The sequence below is a fragment of the Methylobacterium sp. 1973 genome (assembly GCF_040545035.1).
GTDB lineage: Bacteria > Pseudomonadota > Alphaproteobacteria > Rhizobiales > Beijerinckiaceae > Methylobacterium > Methylobacterium fujisawaense.
The window spans coordinates 20349-41705 of record NZ_JBEPLA010000021.1 but is presented as its reverse complement, the minus strand read 5'-3'; the positions used below and the strand labels follow the sequence as shown (position 1 = coordinate 41705).

Below are 21357 nucleotides of genomic sequence, written 5' to 3'. Positions count from 1 at the left end.
GCCGTGCCAAGGCCCGGTCGGGCGGGGCGACCGGGGGGCGGCCGGGGCGGACGGGTCAGCCCGCCAGCGCCAGGGACAGGGCGAGCAGCCCCAGCACGAGCCCGCCCTGGAGCCAGCAGGCCGTCCGGTAGAGCGCCAGCGCCCGGGCGATGTCGTCGGCCGTGGCCTCGGCCCGCCCGTCGCCCATATGGGCGTCCGGGACGAGGGTGCCGTCATAGACCCGCGGTCCCGCGAGCCGCAGGCCGAGCGCCCCGGCCATGGCGGATTCGGGCCAGCCGGCATTGGGCGAGCGGTGGCGGCGCGCGTCCCGGGCCATCGCCCGGAGCGCGCCCCGCGCGTCGGCGCCGCGCAGGAGCGCCGACCCGGCGATCAGCAGGCCCGCGAGCCGGGAGGCCGGCAGGTTCACCCCGTCGTCGAGTCGCGCCGCAGCCCAGCCGAAGGCTTCGTAGCGGGGCGTCCGGTGGCCGATCATGCTGTCGGCGGTGTTGATCGCCTTGTAGAGGGCGCCCCCCGGCAGGCCGAGGCCGCCGATCCAGAAGGCCGGCGCCACGATCCCGTCGGAGAAGTTTTCCGACAGGCTCTCGATCGCGGCGCGGCAGACCGCCGGTTCGTCGAGGCGCTCGGGGTCGCGCCCGACGATCATCGCCACCGCCCGGCGCCCGGCCTCCAGGCCGCCGGTGCGCAAGGCCTTCTCCACGGCGGCGACGTGCTGGTGCAGGCTGCGCTGCGCCGGCAGGCTCGCGCAGAGCAGGCCGAGGAGGAGCAGGGCGGGGAGGGGGCCGGCCAATCCCGCCAGCACCGTGAGGGCGAGGGCCGGCAGGCCCACCGCGGCAAGCAGGCAGGCCAGCGCGGCGCAGCCGGCGATCCGCCGCCGCCGCGCGGAGCCGCGGTTGAGGCCGCGCTCCAGGGCGGCGATCAGCCGGCCGATCCAGGTGACAGGGTGACCGGCCGCCCTGTAGAGCGCGTCGGGATAGCCGGCCGCCGCCTCGATCCCGAGGGCGACGGCGAGGACGGCAAGCGTGTCGGCAAACGTACCGGGCAGATGGACCATTCGGTGTGGAGCGTTCCCACGCGTGAGGTCGCCCCGATCGCGCATGGCGGCGATCTCGGCGGACTCCGCAAAGCCTTTCCCGACGCGCCGGAGCCCTGGCTCGACCTCTCGACGGGGATCAATCCGGTCCCGTACCCCGTGCCGCCGGTGGAGGCCAGCGCCTGGACGCGGCTGCCCGAGGCCGCCGAGCTCGGGGCGCTCCGGGCGGCGGCCGTCGCGGCCTACGGCGCGCCGGACGCCGCGCATGTCGTGCCCGCCCCCGGCACCCAGATCCTGATCGAGACCCTGCCCCGGCTGATGGCGCCGACCCGCGTCGCGGTGCTCGGGCCCACCTATGCCGAGCACGCCGCCGCCTGGGCGCGCGCCGGGCACGCGGTGACGGAGATCCGGAATCTCGATGCCCTCGGCGAGGCCCGGGTGGCGGTGATCGTCGATCCCAACAATCCGGACGGGCGGACCCTGCCCCTGGCCGAGCGCCGGGCCCTGGCCGCGGCCCTCGGCAAGCGGGGCGGCCTGCTCATCGCCGACGAGGCCTTCGCGGATCTGGAGCCGGTGGAGAGCCTGTGCCCACACGCGGCGCCGGGCCTCGTGGTGCTGCGCTCCTTCGGCAAGACCTACGGGCTCGCCGGCCTGCGCCTCGGCTTCGCGGTGGCCGATCCCGGCACGGCGACCCGGATCGCCGAGGCCCTCGGACCCTGGGCGGTGTCGGGCCCGGCCCTGGCGATCGGGCGCGCCGCCCTGTCGGATGCGGGCTGGCGCGCGCAGGCCGCGGCGGCGCGGTCCGCGGACGCGGCCCGCCTCGACCGGATGATCGCCCGGGGCGGCGGCCGGATCGTCGGGGGCACCAGCCTGTTCCGGACCGCCGACTTTTCCGACGGGCCCGACCTCTACCGGCGGCTCGCGGCGGCCGGGATCGCGGTGCGGCGCTTCGCGGATCGCCCGGAGCGCCTCCGCTTCGGCCTGCCGGCCGGGAAGGCGGCGTGGTGCCGTCTGTCGCGGGTCCTCAGGTAGACCGCACGCCGGGCGGATGCGGATCGCGCGCCGCCACGATCACGGCCAGCGCCGAGAAGGCGAGGCCCACCGCGCAGACCCCCGCCCAGCCGACCAGCAGGAACGCCTGCGAGCCGGCATAGGCGCCGAGCGCCCCGAACACGAACAGGGTCGTGAACAGGACCGTGTTGATGCGGCCCCGCGCCCCGGGGACCAGGGCGTAGGCCCGCGTCTGGTTGGCGATGAGGGCGCCGTTTATGCCGATGTCGATCAGCAGCACCCCGAGGGCCACCGCGACGAGCGACCACGTCCCGCCGGCCCAGAGCACCATGAAGGACAGCGCCACGAGCAGGCTGCCGCCGAGCACCACGGGCTTGGCGCCCCGCCGGTCGGTGAAGCGGCCCGACAGGGGTGCCACGAAGGCGCCGCAGACGCCGATCACCCCGAACAGCCCCGCGCCCGCGGCGGAGAGTCCGAAGGGCGGCCCCTCCACCAGCAGCGCCAGGGTCGCCCAGAAGGCGTTGAAGGCGGCAAACAGCAGCGCCTGCGACAGGCTCGCCGTGCGCAGCACCGGCTGCGTGCGGGCGAGGTGCAGGATCGACAGCATCAGGGCGCGGTAGCGCAGCGGGTGCGTCTGCACCGTGTGGGGCAGGGTGGCCCGGGCGATGGCCGCCATGGCGAGCGCCAGCAGGGACGCGACCAGGAAGACCGGCCGCCATCCGAGATGCGCCCCCAGGACGCCGCTCGCCGTCCGGGCGAGCAGGATGCCGGTGAGCAGGCCGGTCATGACCTGGCCGACGATCCGCCCGCGGCTCGCATCCGGGGCGAGTTCCGCCGCGAACGGGACCGCCTGCTGGGCCGCGCTGGCCAGCACCCCGACCGCGAGGTGGGCGAGGGCGAGGCTCGCGAGGTTCGGGGCCAGGCCCACCGCCAGCAGCGCCAGGGCGAGTCCGAGGCATTGCCCCACGATCAGGGTGCGGCGCGGCAGGGCATCGCCGAGGGGCACGAGCCCGACGATGCCGAGCCCGTAGCCGACGAGCGCCGTGGTCGGCACCCACAGGGCGGCGCGGTCGCCGAACTCCGCCACGATCAGCCCGAGCAGCGGCTGGTTGTAGTAGATGTTGGCGACCGCTCCGCCGGCGATCAGCGTCAGGCCGAGCCGGGCCTTCGCGTCGAGCGTCGTGGTCACGGCTGGGTCGGGGGCAGGCAGGCACGCCGCCGCGGAAGGGCCATGGTCGAGTCCGTGTGCGGGAGAGGTCCGGGCCGCGAGCGATACGGGCGGAGCGTGCGGTGGAGCAAGCTGCGGCGATGCATCCCTGCCGGCACGCCCCCGGCCCCTTCACCGGAACCGAGGGCGCCCCATATGCGGAAGATGCAGCCGGCGCCGTCCGCACGCGAGCGGGCGCCGCAGGCCATGCACCGGGCGTCGAGCCGATAGAGGTTCCGAACCGGATTACGAACGAGAGGGCGGTTTCGTTCCGGATGAACGGGGCCGGAACCGCCGCAGCAGGGAGTACGGGATGCCGAACTACCGCATCGACTTTGCCAAGGAGATCCTCGGGGTACCGTTCACGGTCGGCTCCGTGGCGATCACGCGGGCCCGCGATCCCGAGCGCGCCCGCCGCGCCGCCGAACTCCGCTTCGCCCGCCAGCACGGCGTCGGCGACTGGCGGGAGCGGGCCGACCTCGCCACCGTCGCCGAACAGCTCTGACGCACCCGCCCCGGGATCGTCACACGACCTTCGTGCCGCTCCCGCACGCTGGGAGCGCGCCGTTCGGGCCGGTCAAGCTCTGGTCGCGGCGGCCGCGGCGCCGTAGAATGGCGGGCGGATCGGGACGCTGAGCGAGCCGCCCCGGAGTGGGCGGCGGCTGCCGGATCCGCACGCGCCCGTCCGACGAGCCGGCGTCGCGGGGCCGGAAGCGTCTCGAATCCGGGTCGACGGGGGTCAGTGCAAGGGTCATGGCGGCGATCTCCTTCTTCGGCGACCTGCTTCAGACCATCAGCGAGCGCGGCCGCGACCTGATCGGCATCGGGCGCGGGGACATGACGTCCCGGGCCAGCGCGGGCGACCTCGTCAAGCTGTGCGAGGACCTGATCTCCCGGCGCGGCGAGGCCTCCGGGGTGGCGCTCGCCCGCCTGATCCTCGACCGCTACGCCAGCTTCGGGCAGGCGGAGCGCCACGCCTTCCTGCGGGCCATCGCCCTCGATTTCGATGCGGACCACGAAGCCGTCGACGAGGCGATCGCCGCCTACCGGGCCGCCCCCTCCCGCGCCCGCCTCGGCAGCCTGCACGAGGCCGCCGAGCCGCGCAGCCAGGAGCTGATCCGCCGCCTAAACCTCGCCCGCGGCGGCACGCTCAGCCTCGTGCGGATGCGCGAGGACCTGTTCGACCTGCGCCGCGCGCTGCGCGCCGGCGACGAGGCCGACCCCGCCCTGATGGACGCCGTCGACAGCCTGGACAGCGATTTCGAGCACCTGTTCGCCTCGTGGTTCAACCGCGGCTTCCTGGTGCTGCGCCACATCGACTGGACGACGCCGGCCCATATCCTGGAGAAGATCATCCGCTACGAGGCGGTGCACGCCATCGCCGACTGGGACGACCTGCGCGCCCGCATCGAGCCGCCGGACCGGCGCTGCTTCGCGTTCTTCCACCCGGCGCTGGCCGACGAGCCGCTGATCTTCGTGGAGGTGGCGCTCACCGACCAGATCGCCCCGGCCATCGCCCCGATCCTGTCGCGGGAGCGCAAGCCGCTGCAGCCGCAGGCGGCCAACACGGCGGTGTTCTACTCGATCTCGAACTGCCAGAAGGGGCTCGCCGGCGTCACCTTCGGCAATTTCCTGATCAAGCAGGTGGTCGAGGACCTCACCCGCGAGGTGCCCACGCTCAAGACCTTCGTGACGCTGTCGCCGGTGCCCGGCTTCGCCGCGTGGCTGGCGCGGGAGCGCCGGGCCGACAGCCCGCAGGGCCTGCTGCCCGAGGATGTCGAGGTCCTGCGGGCGCTGGACGACCCGAACTGGCCGGCCGACAAGGCCCGGGCCGAGACTGTGCGCCGGGCGCTGATCCCGGCGGCGGCGGCCTATTTCCTGCGCGCCAAGAACGAGCGCGGCCGCCCCCTCGACCCGGTGGCCCGGTTCCACCTCGGCAACGGCGCGCGCCTCGACCGCATCAACTTCCTGGGCGACACCTCGAAGAAGGGTCTGGCCCAGTCGCACGGCCTGATGGTCAACTACCTCTACGACCTCGCCGCCATCGAGCGGAACCACGAGACCTACGCCAATCTCGGCACCGTGGTGGCCGCGCCGGCGGTGACCCGTGAGCTGCGCGCCAAGCTGCCGCCGCCGCGGGCCGTGGTGCTGGCCGAGGCGTAGGATCCGGGCCGGTCGGGGCCCGCCTGTCACCGCCGGGCCGCGGAGCCCCACCGGAAAGGGCTCGCCGGAAGGCCCTCCGGGCGGTTATGGGTGCGTCAGACAGACAGGTCCCGCGACAGCTCTAGCCTCACGATGACGAACCACCTCTTCTCCCTGGTGCGGGACGGCGTCCCCGATCCCGCCAAGACCGTGATCGAGACCCCTGAGGGCCGCCGATACTCCTACGCGGACCTGATCGCCCGCTCCGGCGCCTACGCGGCGGCCCTGCGGGCGGCGGGCGTCGAGACCGGCGACCGGGTGGCCGTGCAGGTCGAGAAGAGCCCCGAGGTGATCTTCCTGTATCTCGGCGCGGTCCGGGCCGGCGCCGTGTTCCTGCCGCTCAACACCGCCTACACCCCGGCGGAGATCGGCTACTTCCTGAACGACGCCGAGCCCGCCGTGTTCGTCTGCGACCCGGGCCGGCGCGACGCGCTGGCGGAGGCCGCCGCGGGCGTGCGCCGGATCTGGACCCTCGACGGGGCGGGCGGCGGCAGCGCCGCCGAGGCCGCGGACCGGGCCGGGGATGCGGGGAGCGCCTTCGCCGACGTGCCCCGGGGCCCGGAGGATCTCGCGGCGATCCTCTACACCTCCGGCACGACCGGGCGCTCCAAGGGCGCCATGCTGACCCACGACAACCTCGCCTCGAACGCCCGGACCCTCGTCGATTTCTGGCGCTTCACCGCCGACGACGTGCTGATCCACGCCCTGCCGGTGTTCCACACGCACGGCCTGTTCGTGGCGACCAACACGGTGCTGGCGAGCGGCGGCTCCATGCTGTTCCTGCCCCGCCTCGACCCGAAGCTGATCCTGAGCCTGATGCCCCGGGCCAGCGTGCTGATGGGCGTGCCGACCTTCTACACCCGCCTCCTCAAGGAGCCGGGCCTCACGCCGGAGGCGGCCGGAGGCATGCGCCTGTTCGTGTCGGGCTCGGCGCCGCTGCTCGCCGAGACGCATCGCGCGTGGCAGGCCCGTACCGGCCACGCCATCCTCGAGCGCTACGGCATGACCGAGACCAACATGAGCACCTCGAACCCCTATGCGGGCGACCGGGTCGCCGGCACGGTGGGCTTCCCCCTGCCGGGCGTGTCCCTGCGGGTGGTCGATCCGGAAACCGGCGCGGCCCTCGGTCCGGACGCGGTGGGCATGATCGAGGTGAAGGGCCCGAACGTGTTCCTGGGCTACTGGCGCATGCCCGAGAAAACCGCGGCCGAGTTCCGGGCCGACGGGTTCTTCATCACCGGCGACCTCGGCAAGGTCGATGACCGGGGCTACGTCCACATCGTCGGGCGCGGCAAGGACCTGATCATCTCAGGCGGCTTCAACGTCTACCCCAAGGAGGTCGAGACCGAGATCGACGCGCTGCCGGGCGTGGTCGAATCCGCGGTGATCGGCTTGAGCCATCCCGATTTCGGCGAGGCCGTCACCGCCGTGGTGGTGGGGGGGCCGGGATGCCCGGACGAGGCCGGCGTACAGGCCGCCCTGGAGGGCCGGCTCGCCCGGTTCAAGTGCCCCAAGCGCGTCCTGTTCGTGAGCGAGCTGCCGCGCAACACCATGGGCAAGGTGCAGAAGAATCTTCTGCGGGACGCGCATGCGGAGCTCTACCGGGACTGACGATCCGATCCGCCGGCAGGGACCGGCGGATCGGGAATTCGGCCGCACCGTCGTCGCGCGCGGCGGGATGACGGTGCGGGCGTAACGCGACGGCGCCGATCCGGAACGCGGATCAGAGATTGTGCTCCTTCCGCTCGCCCTCCGGCGGCGTGTGGCTGTCCGGATCCACCACCTTGCGGGCGGCCGCGTTCAGGTTGTCCGGATCGAGGGCGGTCTGGACGAAGTCGCGGCCGATGCTGGTCACCTCGCGGGCGTAGCGCAGGCCCTGGTCGCGGACCTCGTCGGCCCAGGGACCGATGCTCCGATCCTCCTGGCGGGTGCGCGGCAGCAGCGCGCCGAGCAGAAGGCCGGCGGCCACGCCGACCACGCCGACGAGGAGGGGATTGTCGTCCACGAAGCGCTCGACGGCGGTGCGGCCGCGGTTGAGCCCGTCGATACCCTGGGTGGTCAGGTCGTCCAGAGCCCGCATGTTGCGCCGGCGCAGCGTGCCGGCCCGCTCCCGGACCTCGTCGTAGGCGGACGCCGCGCGGTCGCGGGCCTGATCGGCGGCGCCGCCGAGACGGTTGCCGACATCGTCCGCGAAGTCCGACACCGTCTGCCGTGCCTGTCCGGCGAGGTCCGCGGCGCGGTCACCGGCCGCCTGGACGCCCTCCTTCACGGTGGCGGAGGCGGCGTCCACCCGCGCGGCGCCGGTGGCGCCGCCGCTCGAATGGCCGCCGGCCGAGAGGGGCGCGGCGCCGTGCGGCAGCGGGTCGTGCAGCCCGCGGGGGTCGGGCCGGAGCGTGAAGTCTCCCGCCGCCGCGCCGGGGATCCCGCGCGGGTCGCCGAGACCGGCCGGATCGGGCCGCAGGCTCCCGTCCCGAGCGCCGTGCGGCGGCGCCTCGCCGGGGCGCGGCTCGGGAATGCTGGAGGGGGTGGCGGGGGTACCCGGCTTGTCGGTCATGGCGGTGTCCTCGAATGTCGGTCCCGGCAGCCCGCCTTCGGCGCCGGTCTGCCCGGCCGTCCGGCCGGGCGCGGGAGGTTTCTCGGTCCGGGCCCCGCCCGGTCGTCAGATCTCGGTCGTGTCCAGCGGATCGCGGGCCGGGCGCGCGGTCGGAAGGTCGGGGTCGTAGCCGCGGGCCGCGCCGGTGTTCAGGGTGGGCACGCGCTCCGCCGAGACCTCGGTGCGCCGGCGCTGGGCGTCGCGCGCCATCCGGTTGAACAGCAGGCCGACGCCGGCCGCGATCAGCAGCACCGGCACCGGGTTGCGGCGCACCGCCTCCAGGGCCGAGTCGTAGGTGCTGTTCAGGGCCGGCACCCGCCGGGCATTGCCCAGCATCTCGTCCACGAGGTTCGGCACCGAGAGCCGCCCCTGGATGCGGTCGATCGTGTCGTCGAGCCGGGCGCGGCTCTCCTCGATCTCCTTCTCGAGGTCGTTCATCGTACTCATCCGGACACGCGCTCCGACAGGGCCTGGGCATCCTGGCGGACCTGGCGCGTGGTGCGCTTCGGGGCCAGGGTCGAGAGGGACAGGACACTGCGCGCCCACAGGGCCATCCCGAGGGCGAGGGCCAGCAGCACGCCGCCGACGATCAGGGCCGAGAGCCACTCGGACCCGACGATGGTGGCGAGCCATTTCACGAAGGCGCCGATCAGGACCAGTAGGGCGACCACGGCGAACACCGCCGAGCCGACCATGCAGGCGAGGCCGACGATGAGCTGGCGGATGTTGCCGGCCATCTCGGCCCGGAACAGCGCGATCTCCTTGCGGGCGAGTTCGTTGGTCTCCCGCAGGGCGTCGCCGATGAGGCTCTGGATGCTGGAGGCGCCGGTCTGGCGCGGGTCGGAGCCGTGGGTCATGGCGTCAGGCCCGGAAGCTGTCGCGGGCATCGCCGTCCGGCGCCTCCGGCGGCAGGCTCGACGACTTGATGAAGCGGGCGGCGATCAGGCCGGCCACGAAGGTGCCCACCGCCACCGCCACCGGCGCCCGCCGGGCGAAAGCCTCGGCCTCACTGTAGAAGTCGCCGAGGCTGCGGCGTTCGATGGAGGAGCCGAGCTGCTCCAGCCCGTCGGCGGCGCTGTCGAAGAAGGCGCGCACGTTCGGCTTGTCGCCGAGGTCGCGGCCGGAATTGCGGATCGTCTGGGCCAGATCGTGGACCGACTGGGCCGCATCGCTCTTGCGCTGCTCGACATAGGTCTGGGCCTGCAGCCGGGCCGCGTCGAGCAGCCCGCGGCCGCGTTCGGCCGCCACGTCGGCCAGCCCCTCGACATCGCCCTGCAGGGCGCGCCACTGGGCACGCTCCTCCGCGGCGGTGTGCGGCGCCGCGCCGTGCGGATCCGCAACCGGGTCCACGGGGGCGCCCTGCGGTAACTCGTTGCCGGCCATCTCGAAAATACTCCTCGCGGCGCGGGTACGGAGCCGCTCGCGGCGACCGCGAGCCCCGCGATGGCTGAGTAACCGACTCGGCTGTCACGGGTTCCGGTCCCGGTGCACAGTTCCGATCTGCGCACGGGCTCCGACGGGACGGGCGGCACCGCTCACTCCACGTTCAGGCACGATCTGCCAGAACTGCCACGCTTGCACAACGCGCCCGATCGGGACGGAGCGGCCCCCCTGTCCCGGAACGGTAGGGCCTCGACTTGACCCGCGCCCGGCTTCACGCTTGGGTTGCCTGATAAGCAACAAAGGATCGCGCAGGCCCCCCGCGCGTTCTGACATGTTAGTGAAGTCTCGATGCAGGCGCGGCCGGCCGCGCCCCTGATCCGGAGCCGACCCGCGTGGCACGCCTTGTGATCGTATCGAACCGCGTCGCCATCCCGGAAGAGGGCGGCAAGGCGGTGGCGGCGGGCGGCCTCGCCGTCGCGGTCAAGGAGGCCTTCACGGCCTATGAGGGGCTTTGGTTCGGCTGGAGCGGCACCATCTCCGAGGAGCCCTCCGAGGAGCCGACGCTGATCGACCGGGGCCGGGTCCAGTACGCGGTCGTCGACCTCTCGCCGCAGGACCACCTCGAATATTACGCCGGCTTCGCGAACCGCGCCCTGTGGCCGATCATGCATTACCGGCTGGGGCTCGGCGCCTTCTCGCGCTCGGATTATGCCGGCTACAGCCGTGTGAACCGGACCTTCGCGCGGGCGCTCGCCAAGCTGGTGGAGCCCGACGACATCATCTGGGTGCACGATTACCACCTGCTGCCGCTCGCCGCCGAGCTGCGCGGCCTCGGGCTCGACAACCCGATCGGCTACTTCCACCATATCCCCTGGCCCGCCGCCGACGTGTTCAACTCGCTGCCGGCGAGCGGCGAGCTGCTGCGTGCCATCGTCGATTACGACCTGATCGGCCTGCAGACCGAGGCGGACGTGCAGAACCTGCAGCGCAACCTCGTCGATACCCAGCGGGCGATCCCGCTGGGCGGCGGCTCGCTGATGGTGGATGGCCGCCGCACGCGGATCCGCGCCTTCCCGATCGGCATCGACGTCGCGGGCTTCAAGGAGGCGGCCGAGAAGGCCAACGCCAACAAGGTCGTGCGCGAGACCATCGCGGGCCTGCGCACCCGCAAGCTGCTGATCGGCGTCGACCGGCTCGACTATTCCAAGGGCGTGCCCGAGCGGATGGAGGCGGTGGAGAGCTTCTTCGCCTCGAATCCCGACCAGCGCGGCAACGTCACCTACATCCAGATCACGCCGAAATCCCGCAGCGAGGTGCCCGAATACGAGCAGCTCTCGCGCGACGTGAACGAGAAGGTCGGCGAGATCAACGGCTCGCTGGGCGACCCGGCCTGGACGCCGATCCAATACATCACCAAGGCCTATCCGCGCCCGGTGCTGGCGGGCCTCTACCGGGCGGCCCGGGTCGGCCTCGTCACGCCGATGCGCGACGGCATGAACCTCGTCGCCAAGGAATACGTGGTCGCCCAGTCCGAGGACGATCCGGGGGTTCTGGTCCTGTCGAAATTCGCCGGCGCCGCCCGGCAATTGCCCGAGGCGCTGCTGATCAACCCCTACGACCGGTTCGAGGTGGCGGAGGCGATCCGGGCCGCGCTCTACATGCCGAAGGCCGAGCGTGTGGCGCGCTGGAAGCCGATGGTCGAGCGCATGACCCGCGAGGACGTCGATTGGTGGGCGCGCAACTTCCTGGCGGAGCTCGAGAATTTCCGCACGATGGAGCGCGAGGCCCCCACCGCCGCCGCGGCCGCCGAATAGCCGGCGCAGCCCGCTGATTCCGCCTGCAGCCCCCCGTGTGACCGGACGCCCCACATGATCGCCGTCGATGACGGGGTGCCGGCGCCGCTCGGCGCCCATTTCGACGGGCGCGGCGTCAACTTCGCCCTCTTTTCCGAGCACGCCACCGCGGTCGATGTCTGCCTGTTCGAGGCGGGGGAGCGGCACGAGACCCGCACGGTGCGTCTGCCCTGCCGGACCGACGACGTCTGGCACGGCTACCTGCGCGGCGTGCTGCCGGGCCAGCTCTACGGCTACCGGGTGCATGGCCCCTGGGATCCGGCGTCCGGCCACCGGTTCAACGCCTCGAAGCTCGTCCTCGACCCCTACGCCCGGGAGATCCGCGGCCGGATCCGCTGGCACGATGCGCTCTACAGCCATCGCCGGGGCGGGCGCGAGGACCGGATCGACCGGCGCGACAGCGCGGTCTACATGCCGAAATGCGTGGTCACCGCCCCGGAGGTGCCCGATCTGGCCCTCACGCCGGTGCGGCGGCCGCTGGCCGAGACGGTGGTGTACGAGGCGCACGTCAAGGCGCTGACCCGCACCCATCCCGACATCCCCGAGGCGGAGCGCGGCACCTACGGGGCGCTCGCCCACCCGGCGATCATCGCGCACCTCGTCAAGCTCGGCGTCACCGCCCTGGAGCTGCTGCCGATCCAGGCCTTCGCGGACGACCGCTTCCTGGTGGAGAAGGGGCTCGTCAATTTCTGGGGGTATCAGCCCCTGGGCTACTTTGCCCCGGAGCCGCGCTACCTGGGTGAGGGCGGCCTCGGCGGCCTGAAGGCGGCGATCCGGGAGCTGAACGCCGCCGGGATCGAGACCTGGCTCGACGTGGTCTACAACCACACCGCCGAAGGGGACCACACCGGCCCGACCCTGTCGTTCCGCGGCATCGACAACGCCAGCTACTACAAGCTCGATCCCGCCGACCCGCGCCGCACCATCGACTGCACCGGCTGCGGCAACACCTTCGACGCGAGCCATCCGCGGGTGATGCAGCTCGTGCTGGATTCCCTGCGCCATTGGGTCACCGCCTACGGCATCGCGGGCTTCCGCTTCGACCTGGCCTCGAGCCTCGGGCGCGCGCCCTTCGCCTTCACCCCGCAGGCGGCCTTCTTCCAGGCGGTGGCGCAGGATCCGGTCCTCGCCCGGGTGAAGATGGTGGCCGAGCCCTGGGACATCGGGGAGGGGGGCTACCAGCTCGGCGGCTATCCGCGCGGCTGGAGCGAGTGGAACGACAAGTTCCGCGACGCCGCGCGGGGCTTCTGGAAGGGGGATTCCGGCACGCTCGCCAAGGTCACGCAGGGGCTGACCGGCTCGCGGGAGGTGTTCGCCCCGTCCCGGCGCTCGCCGCTGGCCAGCGTCAACTTCATCGCCAGCCACGACGGCTTCACCCTGGCCGACACGGTGGCGTACGAGCAGAAGCACAACGAAGCCAACGGCGAGGACAACCGCGACGGCCATAACCACAACGTCAGCCGCAACTACGGCGTCGAGGGCGACACCGACGACACGGCGATCCTGGCTCTACGCGCCCGCCAGAAGCGCAACATGCTGGCCACCATGATGCTGGCCCAGGGCGTGCCGATGCTGCTGATGGGCGACGAGCGCTCCCGCAGCCAGGGCGGCAACAACAACGCCTATGCCCAGGACAACCCGACGAGCTGGATGGACTGGAGCGTCGATCCGGATCCCGCCCTCACGGATTTCGTCGCCAACCTGCTGGCCCTGCGCCGGGCCCAGCCGGCCCTGCGGCGGCGGCGCTTCTTCACCGGCGCGCTGATCGACCCCGACGAGCCCCTGCGCGACGTGCACTGGCTCTCCCCCGAGGGCACCGAGATGGAGGGCCGCCACTGGTCCGACGACGGGCTCCAGGTGTTCGGCATGCAGATCGGCAATGACGGCGATCCGGGCGACCGCCTCCTGATGCTGTTCAACGCCGGGGAGGGCGCCGTCCCGTTCCGCCTCGCCCCGGTGGTGGGCGGCCCCTGGACGCCGGTCTTCGACACCGGCGAGCCCGCGGGCGCCCGCGCGCCCGGCACGCCGGCCGTCGAGTCCGGGGCCGCCGTGCCGCTGCCGGGCCGCACGGTCCTCGTGCTCACCGCGCCGGGGACGGAGAGCGGAAACCGGGGCAGCTGGGTGCCGGAACGCTAGGGGCAGGAGCCCCCCCCGCGGATCCGTCAGTCGAACAGGCTGGAGACGCTGGATTCCGTCGCCGTGCGCCCGATCGCCTCGCCCAGCAGCGGCGCGATGGTGGCCACGCGGATGTTGCGGGCGAGCTTGACGGCCTGCGTCGGCTGGATCGAGTCGGTGATCACCAGTTCCTTCATCCGCGAGGCGGCGATGCGCGAGACCGCGCCGCCCGACAGCACGCCGTGGGTGATGTAGGCCGAGACGTCCTTGGCGCCGGCATTGAGCAGGGCCTCGGCGGCGTTGACCAGGGTGCCGCCCGAATCGACGATGTCGTCCACGAGGATGCAGGAGCGGCCCTCGACCTCGCCGATGATGTTCATCACCTCGGACTCGCCCGGGCGCTCGCGGCGCTTGTCGACGATGGCCAGCGGGCAGTCGATCCGCTTGGCGATGGCCCGCGCCCGCACCACGCCGCCGACGTCGGGCGAGACCACCATGCGGTTGTCGCCCGGCAGCCGCTCCTTGATGTCGCGCACCATCACGGGGGCGGCGAACAGGTTGTCGGTGGGGATGTCGAAGAAGCCCTGGATCTGGCCGGCATGGAGATCGAGGGTCAGGACGCGGTCGGCGCCCGCCTCGGTGATGAGGTTCGCCACCAGCTTGGCCGAGATCGGCGTGCGGCCGGAGGTGCGCCGGTCCTGCCGCGCATAGCCGAAATACGGGATCACCGCCGTGATGCGCCGGGCCGAGGATCGGCGCGCAGCGTCGATCATGATCAGCAGTTCCATCAGGTGGTCGTTCGCCGGGAACGAGGTCGACTGGACGATGAACACGTCCTCGCCGCGCACGTTCTCCTGAAGCTCGACGAAGATCTCCATGTCGGCGAAGCGCCGGACCATGCACTTGGCCAGCGGCAGTTCGAGATAGGCCGCGATCGCCTCGGCCAGGGGCCGGCTGGCATTCCCGGCGATGATCTTGATCGAGGATTTCATGGGCGGCCGCTCACTCGCGGCCGGACCTTACCGCCGCTCTTGTCCAGACCGGTCTCCCGAGGAGCCGGAACGATCCGATGACGGGCGAGGCTCTTAGCAGCGGGCAGGAACTGTCACAATGCCTTCACGGCCGCCCAGCACTCGCCGCCGACAGGTAGTGCGGCGGCGCTCAGGGAGCCGGCGGCTCCAGCAGGCGGTGCAGGTGCACCACGAAATAGCGCGTCTGCGCGCTGTCGACGGTGGCCTGGGCCTTGGCCCGCCACGCGGCCTGGGCGGAGGCGTAGTCCGGGAAGATGCCGACGATGTCGAGGCCCTTGATGTCCCGGAACCGGACCCCGTCGAGATCCTGCAATTCACCACCGAAGACCAGGTGCAGCTTCTGGTCGCTGTCGATCGCCGTCGCCATGGCCTCTCCTCACGTTTCTCCGCGGCGCTCGCAAATGGCGGGCCTCCGGTCAAGCCTGCATGGTCGCAGCCGAGCCCTGAACCCGCCGCAGGTCTGCGCGGCGGCCGGGTTCCGGGCGCGGCGCCGCGCCGGATGCGCAACCTCGGATGCGTCATGCTACGAGCGGACCATGACACGCCGACCTCTCGCTCTCCTCGTCCCCGTCGCGGTGACCGTCAGCCTCAGCGCGGCGCAGGTTCTGGCGCAGCAGGCGCCCCGGGCGCCCCGCGCCGCCGGATCCGACAGGAGCGCCCCCGACCGGCGGGGCGGGCCACCGGTGATCGGCTGCCCGTCGCTCGCCAATTACCGGATGCTGATGCGCGACGGCGCGGCGGCGGCCGCGGCGCATCTGGCCGATCCCAAGGCGGACCATCTCGGCTGCTCGGCGCTGGCGCGCACGGAATTCACCGGCATCGTCGACAAGGTGACCCTGGGCGGCCAGAGCTACGATTGTGCCGGCGTGCGCGGCACCACGGCCTGCCACTGGATCGCGCCCGGGACGATTCCCGAGACGCCCGCGCCAGCCAAGCGCTGACCCCGACGGGCCTCTCGGTCCGGCCTCAGCGCAGGTGGCCGCTGGCGCGCAGGTCCCGTTCGACCGCCTCGTGGACGGCCTGGAGCGGATTGTCGTTGATGGCGGCAGGGGGAAGCAGCGGCGTCATCGCGGCGGGCCGCGTGTCGAAATCCGGCAGGATCGCGGATTGCGGCGCCGGCGGGCGCACCGGCACGTCTGCCGGCATGCGTGCCGGCAGATGTGCCGGCATGCGCGCCGCGAGGGTCCGCAGCGCCTCACGGGCGCCGGAGGGCAGGAGCGTCACGAGTCTGTTCAGCATGGCCGGCCTCAGCGCGCACGGCCGGCCGGGGCCGGCGGGAACGGGACGGTGGCGGCGGAACGGTTCTTCACGGGGACACCAGCACGGGATCGGTCGCGGGAAACGAACCGGCCCCCCCACAGTTCCGACAGATCAGTATTGCCAAATTTTCGGCGCGTGTCGCCTGGATACAGGCGAACACTGATTTGTCGGTTGAGGCAGTCTGAAGAATGGCGGAAGCGGATGGGAATCGAACCCACCGTACGCTGTTGGCGTACCGCTGGTTTTGAAGACCAGGAGGGCCACCAGACCCCGTTCGCCTCCATCACCGGGGTTACGGGCCGCCGCCGGACGGGTCAAGGTCCAGGATGCCGGCAGGCGGGCGTGGCGGCAGGCCAGCGCGCAAAGGTCGCGGGCCGGGGTCGGGGTCGCGGGTCGGGGTCGCGGGTCGGGGGCTGCGGGTCAGGGATCCAGCTCGTCCGGCGCGCGCGTCAGGCGGACCGAGGTCCCGGTTCGCGCCGACATGAGCGCCGCCTCGAGGCAGGCCATCACCCGCACGGCCTCCAGCGCCTCGGTCTGGTCGACCGGGGTGCGGGCGATCGCCCCGGCCACGGCGCGGTAGAATGCGCGCTGGTCGCCGGCCAGCGCCGGTGCGCGCGCCACCCGCCCGGTCGCGTCGTGGATCTCCAGCCCGTCCGGATCCGCGCCCCAGCCGGCGGCCCCCGGCTTCACGCCGGCCAGCAGCTGCTGCTCCTGGATGTCGGCACGGTGTTTGATCAGGCTGCCGGCCTCGCCGTGCACCAGGAAGCGGGGCGATCCGCCGGCGGCCAGCATGCTGGCATGCAGCACCACGCGCAGGCCCGGATAGTCCAGCACCGCATGGGCCCAATCGTCGGCCTGCGCGCCGGGGCGGAGCCGCGCCAGATGCGCGCTCACCCGATCGGGCAGACCGAAGAGCTGGAGCGCCTGGTCCACCAGATGCGGACCGAGATCGTACCAGATCCCGCTGCCCGGACCGGGCCCCTCCCGCCAGCGGTCGCGGACCTCCGGACGGAACCGGTCGAAGTGGGATTCGAAGTGCCGGACGCGGCCGACGCGCCCCTCCGCGACGGCTTGGCGGACGCTGAGATAGTCGCTGTCCCAGCGCCGGTTGTGGAAGACGCGCAGCAGCCGGCCCCCGCGCCGCGCCGCGGCGGCCAGCCCGCGCGCCTCGGCAAGGTCGAGGGTGAAGGGCTTGTCGACCACGACGTGCTTGCCCGCCGCCAGGGCGGCCCGCGCCAGGGGCGCGTGGGTGTCGTTCGGGGTGGCGATCACGACGAGGTCGACGGCCTCCGCCGTGGCCACCGCGACCGGATCCGCCGACACCCTCACGTCGGGCAGGTCGGCCCGGACCCGGGCAGGCGCGCTCGAGCCGACCAGCCGGAGGTCGAGTTCCGCCACGGCGCCGATAAGCGGGGCATGGAAGGTCCGGCCGGAATAGCCGTAGCCGATCAGACCGACCCTGATCCGTTGCCCTGCCTGCATGCCGCGCCCCCGGCTCTCCGGGGCGACGCCGAGACCCGCCGCACCCGACTTCTGGCCCCCCGGCACCGCCGGTCCCAGCGCGCCACCCTACACCCCGCAGTCCGCGCGTGGCTGGACCGGCCGCGCGCCGCGCTCCGGAGGACGCGGGCGGCCACCGGGACCGGGGCCCGCGGTCCGGACTGTGGTCGTGGCGGTCGCATGCGACGGATCGCGCCGCCGATCCGCCGCCCGGAAGCCCGGATTCGTATTAATTCCGCCACACTGTTGTGGCCCTGCACCAGTCATGCCGTTCCTGAGACGCCCACGGACAGAGGAAGGCTCCACGCCGGCACCCGAGAGGGCCGGCGACGGGGCTGGCCAAGACGTGGCTCAAGGGGCGGCTGAAGCCGCTGGCCAGCAGGCAGCGGACCAGCGGGACGCGGGTATGCCCGCGGGTTCGGACGCGCCCCCGCCGTCCGGGACGCCCCTGGCGGAATCCCTGCAGCCCGGCCCGCGCGGTCCGGGCTGGATCGGCGCGGCCATGGTGGTCACCGCCCTGGTCTCGGCGCTGGCGACCTTCCTGATCCTGGCCGGGGTGATCCGGGTGACGCCGACGCCGGCCTACGGCGTGACGCTGCTCGCCATCAACGCAGCCCTGGTGCTCGGCCTCGCGGTCATCATCGCCTGGGAGGCGCGGGTCTTCCTGCACGCCCGCAAGGCCAATGCCGCGGTGGCGCGGCTGCACACCCGCATCGTCGGCCTGTTCAGCCTGATCGCGATCCTGCCGACGATCCTGCTCGCCGTGGTGGCGTCCGTAACGATCGACCGGGGCCTGTCGCTGGGCTTCACCGACCGGGTCCGCGACGTGGTGCTGAAATCCGTGGAGGTGGCCGACGCCTACCAAGAGAACCAGTGCCAGAGCCTCGCCCGCGAGATCCGCATCCTCGCCGACGACCTGACCCGGGCCCGGCCGAATTTCGACGTGAACCGGGACTGGTTCCAGACCTTCCTGACCACCCGGGCGACCAATCTCGGCCTGCCGGTGGCGCAGATCATGCGCGGGCCGACCGAGGTGGTGGCCCGGGCCAAGATCGACGTCCTGAAGACGAACCGGCTGCCCTCGGCGGCGGCCTTCGAGGACGCGGCCAACTCCGCCGACCCGATCTGCCTCCTGCCCACCGAGGGCCGGGTCTTCGCCGCGCTCCTGCGCATGCCGGCCTACGACGACGCCGTGCTGATGGTGCAGCGGGAGGTGAGCCAGCTCGCCATCGAGTTCCCCGGCGTGTCCCGGGCGGCGGCGGCCGAGTATCTCACCTACGATTCGCTGCGCCGCTCGATCCAGATCACCTTCGCGTCGGTGTTCCTGCTGATCGCGCTGATCGCGCTGCTCTCGGCCGTCTGGTTCGGGATGAACTTCGCCAACCGGTTCGTGGCGCCGATCCGGCGGCTGATCAACGCCGCCGACCAGGTGGCATCGGGCAACTTCTACGCCCAGGTGCCGACCAAGAAGACCAGCGGCGACCTCGCCCATCTCGGCGAGAGCTTCAACAAGATGACCCAGGAGCTGCGCCGCCAGCATGCCGGCCTGATCGCGGCGAGCGACCTGATCGACACCCGCCGCCGGTTCACCGAGGCCGTTCTGTCGGGGGTCTCGCCCGGGGTGATCGGCCTCGACGCGGCGGGCTTCGTCACCATCGCCAACCCGGCCGCCGAGCGGATGCTCGATCTGCCGAGCGACGCCCTGGTCGGCCAGCCGCTGGCCAGCGCGGTGCCCGAACTCGCCCCCGTGCTCGCCGAGAGCGAGGCGCGCTCGCGCAGCCTGCAGCAGCAGCAGATCCAGCTCACGCGCTCCCGGGGCGAGCGCACCATCACGGTGCGGGTCACGAGCGAGCAGGCGCAGGGCGCGTCCCGGGGCTCGGTGGTGACGCTGGACGACATCACCGACCTCGTCCAGGCGCAGCGCAGCTCCGCCTGGGGCGACGTGGCGCGCCGCATCGCCCACGAGATCAAGAACCCGCTGACCCCGATCCAGCTCTCGGCCGAGCGGATCCGGCGCAAGTACGGGAAGGTCATCACCGCCGACAAGGAGGTGTTCGACCAGTGCACCGCCACGATCGTGCGCCAGGTGGACGAGATCAAGCGCATGGTCGACGAGTTCTCGGCCTTCGCGCGGATGCCCAAGCCCGCGATCGCGCCGAACGACCTCACCGAGATCGCCAAGCAGAACCTGTTCATGATGCGGGTCGCGCATCCGGATATCGACTTCGCCTTCTCGGCCCAGAGCGGCGCCGGGGGATCCGAAAAGATCGTGGCGGCCTTCGACATCAGGCTGCTCAGCCAAGTGATCACCAACATCCTCAAGAACGCCGTCGAGGCCGTGGCCGAGGTGCCGGAGGCCGAGCTCGGCAAGGGCAAGATCGCCTTGAGCCTCGCCGTCGAGGACGGCTTCGCGGTCATCGCCGTCACCGACAACGGCAAGGGATTTCCCGCCGAGGGGCGCCAGCGGCTCCTCGAGCCCTACATGACCACCCGCGAGGGCGGCACCGGGCTGGGGCTTGCCATCGTCAGCAAGGTGCTTGAGGAGCACGGCGGCGGGATCGAGCTGAACGACAATCCCGCCGGCCGCGGCGGCCAGGTGCGGATGCGGGTCCCGCGCGAGCACGGGCCCGAACCGTCCGGCGCGGGTCCCGACACCAAGACCCCCGAGACGAGTCCCGTCACGACAGAGGAGAAGGGCGCCGCACCGACGGCCCCCCGGATCGCGGAGATGCACGCATGAGCGCCGATATCCTGATCGTCGACGACGAGGCCGACATCCGCGACCTCGTGGCCGGGATCCTGGACGACGAGGGCCACCGCTGCCGCACGGCCGGCGGCTCGGACGAGGCGCTGGCCGCCATCGAGGCGCGCCGGCCGCACCTCGTCTTCCTCGACATCTGGCTGCAGGGCTCGCGGCTCGACGGCCTGCAGGTGCTCGACCTGATCAAGGCCGCCAATCCCGACCTGCCGGTGGTGATGATCTCGGGCCACGGCAACATCGAGACCGCGGTCTCGGCCATCAAGGCGGGCGCCTACGACTTCATCGAGAAGCCGTTCAAGGCCGACCGGCTGATCCTCGTGGCCGAGCGGGCGCTGGAAGCCTCCCGGCTCCGGCGCGAGGTCCGCGACCTGACGGCGCGCTCCGGCGCCACCAACCGGATCGTCGGCACGTCGCTGGCCATCAACCAGCTGCGCCAGACCCTCGACCGGGTGGCGCCGACCAACGCCCGGGTGATGATCACCGGGGCCTTGGGCTCCGGCAAGGAACTCGCCGCGCGCAGCCTGCACAAGGCCTCGGCCCGGGCGAACGGCCCCTTCGTGCTGCTCAACGCGGCGGCGATCCTGCCCGAGACCATGGAGGCGGAGCTGTTCGGGGTCGAGGGCGAGAGCGGCCGCCGGGTCGGCGCCCTGGAGGAGGCCCATGGCGGCACCCTCTACCTCGACGAGGTCGCCGACATGCCGCGCGAGACCCAGAACCGGATCCTGCGCGTGCTGGTCGATCAGAACTTCCAGCGGGTCGGCGGCACGACCCGAGTGCACGTCGACGTGCGGATCATCTCGTCCTCCTCCCGGGACCTCCAGGAGGAGATCGCGGCGGGCCGCTTCCGCGAGGACCTGTTCCACCGCCTCTCGGTGGTGCCGATCCGGGTGCCGGCCCTGTCGGAGCGCCGGGAGGACGTGCCCGAGCTGATCCAGTTCTTCATGGACAACATCTCGTCCCAGACCGGCCTGCCCAAGCGTCGGATCGCCGAGGACGCCATGGCGGTGCTGCAGTCGCACAACTGGCCCGGCAACGTCCGCCAGCTCAAGAACAACGTCGAGCGGCTGATGATCCTGACCCAGGCCGACCCGGAGCAGGAGGTCACCTCCGAGATGCTGCCCTCCGAGATCGGCGCCCTGGTGCCGACCACCCCGGGGGGCGCGGGCGGCGAGAAGCTGATGAGCCTCGCGCTCCGGGAGGCCCGGGAGATCTTCGAGCGGGAATACCTCGTGGCGCAGATCGCGCGGTTCTCGGGCAACATCTCCCGCACCGCCGAGTTCATCGGCATGGAGCGCTCGGCCCTGCACCGCAAGCTGAAGTCCCTGGGCATCGGCCCGTGAGGCTCCGGAGCCGGCGCGCGCGTTGAGGGCGGGGCCGATCCGTCACGGATCGGCTGGAACGGGGGTTGCTT

At 72.5% G+C, this 21357-nt stretch carries 19 protein-coding genes and 1 tRNA gene; 9 read left to right on the top strand and 11 right to left on the bottom strand.

Annotated elements, in window-relative coordinates; translation table 11 throughout:
* Positions 1 to 55: 55 nt before the first annotated feature.
* The gene (gene cbiB, locus ABIC70_RS26525) at positions 56 to 1051 is read right to left on the bottom strand and encodes an adenosylcobinamide-phosphate synthase CbiB (RefSeq protein WP_179698561.1); all 996 of its coding nucleotides are present in this window, start codon (positions 1049 to 1051) and stop codon (positions 56 to 58) included.
* On the opposite strand from cbiB, the gene cobD reads away from it, so the two are divergent.
* On the top strand, positions 1043 to 2062 hold the full coding sequence (gene cobD, locus ABIC70_RS26520) for a threonine-phosphate decarboxylase CobD (protein WP_287089126.1): 1020 nt from the start codon (positions 1043 to 1045) through the stop codon (positions 2060 to 2062). The two genes, cbiB and cobD, sit on opposite strands and share 9 nt — an antisense overlap.
* On the opposite strand, the gene ABIC70_RS26515 is transcribed toward cobD, so the two are convergent.
* Complete coding sequence (locus tag ABIC70_RS26515; protein WP_043389410.1) at positions 2055 to 3230, bottom strand: MFS transporter; 1176 nt, start codon at positions 3228 to 3230, stop codon at positions 2055 to 2057. The genes cobD and ABIC70_RS26515 overlap by 8 nt on opposite strands.
* A gap of 331 nt (positions 3231 to 3561) precedes the next feature.
* Between ABIC70_RS26515 and ABIC70_RS26510 the strand changes: the two genes are divergently transcribed.
* The 3 genes from ABIC70_RS26510 to ABIC70_RS26500 all read left to right on the top strand — a co-directional run bounded on the left by ABIC70_RS26510 (position 3562) and on the right by ABIC70_RS26500 (position 7061).
* Positions 3562 to 3753, top strand: a complete 192-nt coding sequence (locus tag ABIC70_RS26510) for a hypothetical protein (protein WP_043352836.1) — start codon at positions 3562 to 3564, stop codon at positions 3751 to 3753.
* Positions 3754 to 4001: 248 nt separating this feature from the next.
* Positions 4002 to 5411 (top strand): malonyl-CoA decarboxylase, encoded by a 1410-nt coding sequence (locus ABIC70_RS26505; RefSeq protein WP_043389412.1) that lies wholly within the window; start codon positions 4002 to 4004, stop codon positions 5409 to 5411.
* A gap of 132 nt (positions 5412 to 5543) precedes the next feature.
* On the top strand, positions 5544 to 7061 hold the full coding sequence (locus ABIC70_RS26500; RefSeq protein WP_043389413.1) for a malonate--CoA ligase: 1518 nt from the start codon (positions 5544 to 5546) through the stop codon (positions 7059 to 7061).
* Between the two features lie 112 nt (positions 7062 to 7173).
* On the opposite strand, the gene ABIC70_RS26495 is transcribed toward ABIC70_RS26500, so the two are convergent.
* The 4 genes from ABIC70_RS26495 to ABIC70_RS26480 all read right to left on the bottom strand — a co-directional run bounded on the left by ABIC70_RS26495 (position 7174) and on the right by ABIC70_RS26480 (position 9426).
* On the bottom strand, positions 7174 to 8004 hold the full coding sequence (locus ABIC70_RS26495; protein ID WP_345820849.1) for a hypothetical protein: 831 nt from the start codon (positions 8002 to 8004) through the stop codon (positions 7174 to 7176).
* A 105-nt stretch (positions 8005 to 8109) separates the two neighbouring features.
* Positions 8110 to 8481, bottom strand: coding sequence for a DUF3618 domain-containing protein (locus ABIC70_RS26490; RefSeq protein WP_170861816.1), 372 nt, complete (start codon positions 8479 to 8481; stop codon positions 8110 to 8112).
* A gap of 5 nt (positions 8482 to 8486) precedes the next feature.
* A complete protein-coding gene (locus ABIC70_RS26485) occupies positions 8487 to 8900 on the bottom strand; it encodes a phage holin family protein (RefSeq protein ID WP_043389422.1) in 414 nt (137 codons plus the stop codon).
* A 4-nt stretch (positions 8901 to 8904) separates the two neighbouring features.
* Entirely contained in the window at positions 8905 to 9426 is a 522-nt protein-coding gene (locus tag ABIC70_RS26480) for a hypothetical protein (RefSeq protein WP_043352818.1), read from the bottom strand.
* A gap of 392 nt (positions 9427 to 9818) precedes the next feature.
* On the opposite strand from ABIC70_RS26480, the gene ABIC70_RS26475 reads away from it, so the two are divergent.
* Entirely contained in the window at positions 9819 to 11240 is a 1422-nt protein-coding gene (locus ABIC70_RS26475; RefSeq protein WP_043389425.1) for an alpha,alpha-trehalose-phosphate synthase (UDP-forming), read from the top strand.
* Between the two features lie 54 nt (positions 11241 to 11294).
* The gene (glgX, locus tag ABIC70_RS26470; RefSeq protein ID WP_354441991.1) at positions 11295 to 13415 is read left to right on the top strand and encodes a glycogen debranching protein GlgX; all 2121 of its coding nucleotides are present in this window, start codon (positions 11295 to 11297) and stop codon (positions 13413 to 13415) included.
* A 26-nt stretch (positions 13416 to 13441) separates the two neighbouring features.
* Here the strand turns inward: glgX and ABIC70_RS26465 are convergent, their stop codons facing one another.
* Positions 13442 to 14386 (bottom strand): ribose-phosphate pyrophosphokinase, encoded by a 945-nt coding sequence (locus ABIC70_RS26465; protein WP_043356665.1) that lies wholly within the window; start codon positions 14384 to 14386, stop codon positions 13442 to 13444.
* A gap of 169 nt (positions 14387 to 14555) precedes the next feature.
* Positions 14556 to 14792 (bottom strand): DUF4170 domain-containing protein, encoded by a 237-nt coding sequence (locus tag ABIC70_RS26460; RefSeq protein ID WP_043356667.1) that lies wholly within the window; start codon positions 14790 to 14792, stop codon positions 14556 to 14558.
* A gap of 169 nt (positions 14793 to 14961) precedes the next feature.
* Here ABIC70_RS26460 and ABIC70_RS26455 point away from each other — a divergent pair, with 169 nt between their 5' ends.
* A complete protein-coding gene (locus ABIC70_RS26455) occupies positions 14962 to 15366 on the top strand; it encodes a hypothetical protein (RefSeq protein ID WP_043356668.1) in 405 nt (134 codons plus the stop codon).
* A gap of 25 nt (positions 15367 to 15391) precedes the next feature.
* Here the strand turns inward: ABIC70_RS26455 and ABIC70_RS26450 are convergent, their stop codons facing one another.
* The 3 genes from ABIC70_RS26450 to ABIC70_RS26440 all read right to left on the bottom strand — a co-directional run bounded on the left by ABIC70_RS26450 (position 15392) and on the right by ABIC70_RS26440 (position 17167).
* Entirely contained in the window at positions 15392 to 15664 is a 273-nt protein-coding gene (locus tag ABIC70_RS26450; RefSeq protein WP_043356670.1) for a hypothetical protein, read from the bottom strand.
* 210 nt (positions 15665 to 15874) lie between these two features.
* Positions 15875 to 15967 (bottom strand) — tRNA-Sec (locus tag ABIC70_RS26445).
* Between the two features lie 138 nt (positions 15968 to 16105).
* The gene (locus tag ABIC70_RS26440; protein WP_354441987.1) at positions 16106 to 17167 is read right to left on the bottom strand and encodes an oxidoreductase; all 1062 of its coding nucleotides are present in this window, start codon (positions 17165 to 17167) and stop codon (positions 16106 to 16108) included.
* A gap of 424 nt (positions 17168 to 17591) precedes the next feature.
* On the opposite strand from ABIC70_RS26440, the gene ABIC70_RS26435 reads away from it, so the two are divergent.
* Both ABIC70_RS26435 and ntrX read left to right on the top strand, forming a co-directional pair.
* Entirely contained in the window at positions 17592 to 19925 is a 2334-nt protein-coding gene (locus ABIC70_RS26435; RefSeq protein WP_502916044.1) for a sensor histidine kinase NtrY-like, read from the top strand.
* On the top strand, positions 19922 to 21286 hold the full coding sequence (ntrX, locus tag ABIC70_RS26430) for a nitrogen assimilation response regulator NtrX (RefSeq protein ID WP_012318476.1): 1365 nt from the start codon (positions 19922 to 19924) through the stop codon (positions 21284 to 21286). The genes ABIC70_RS26435 and ntrX overlap by 4 nt, the downstream gene beginning before the upstream one ends.
* The last annotated feature ends 71 nt before the right edge of the window (positions 21287 to 21357 follow it).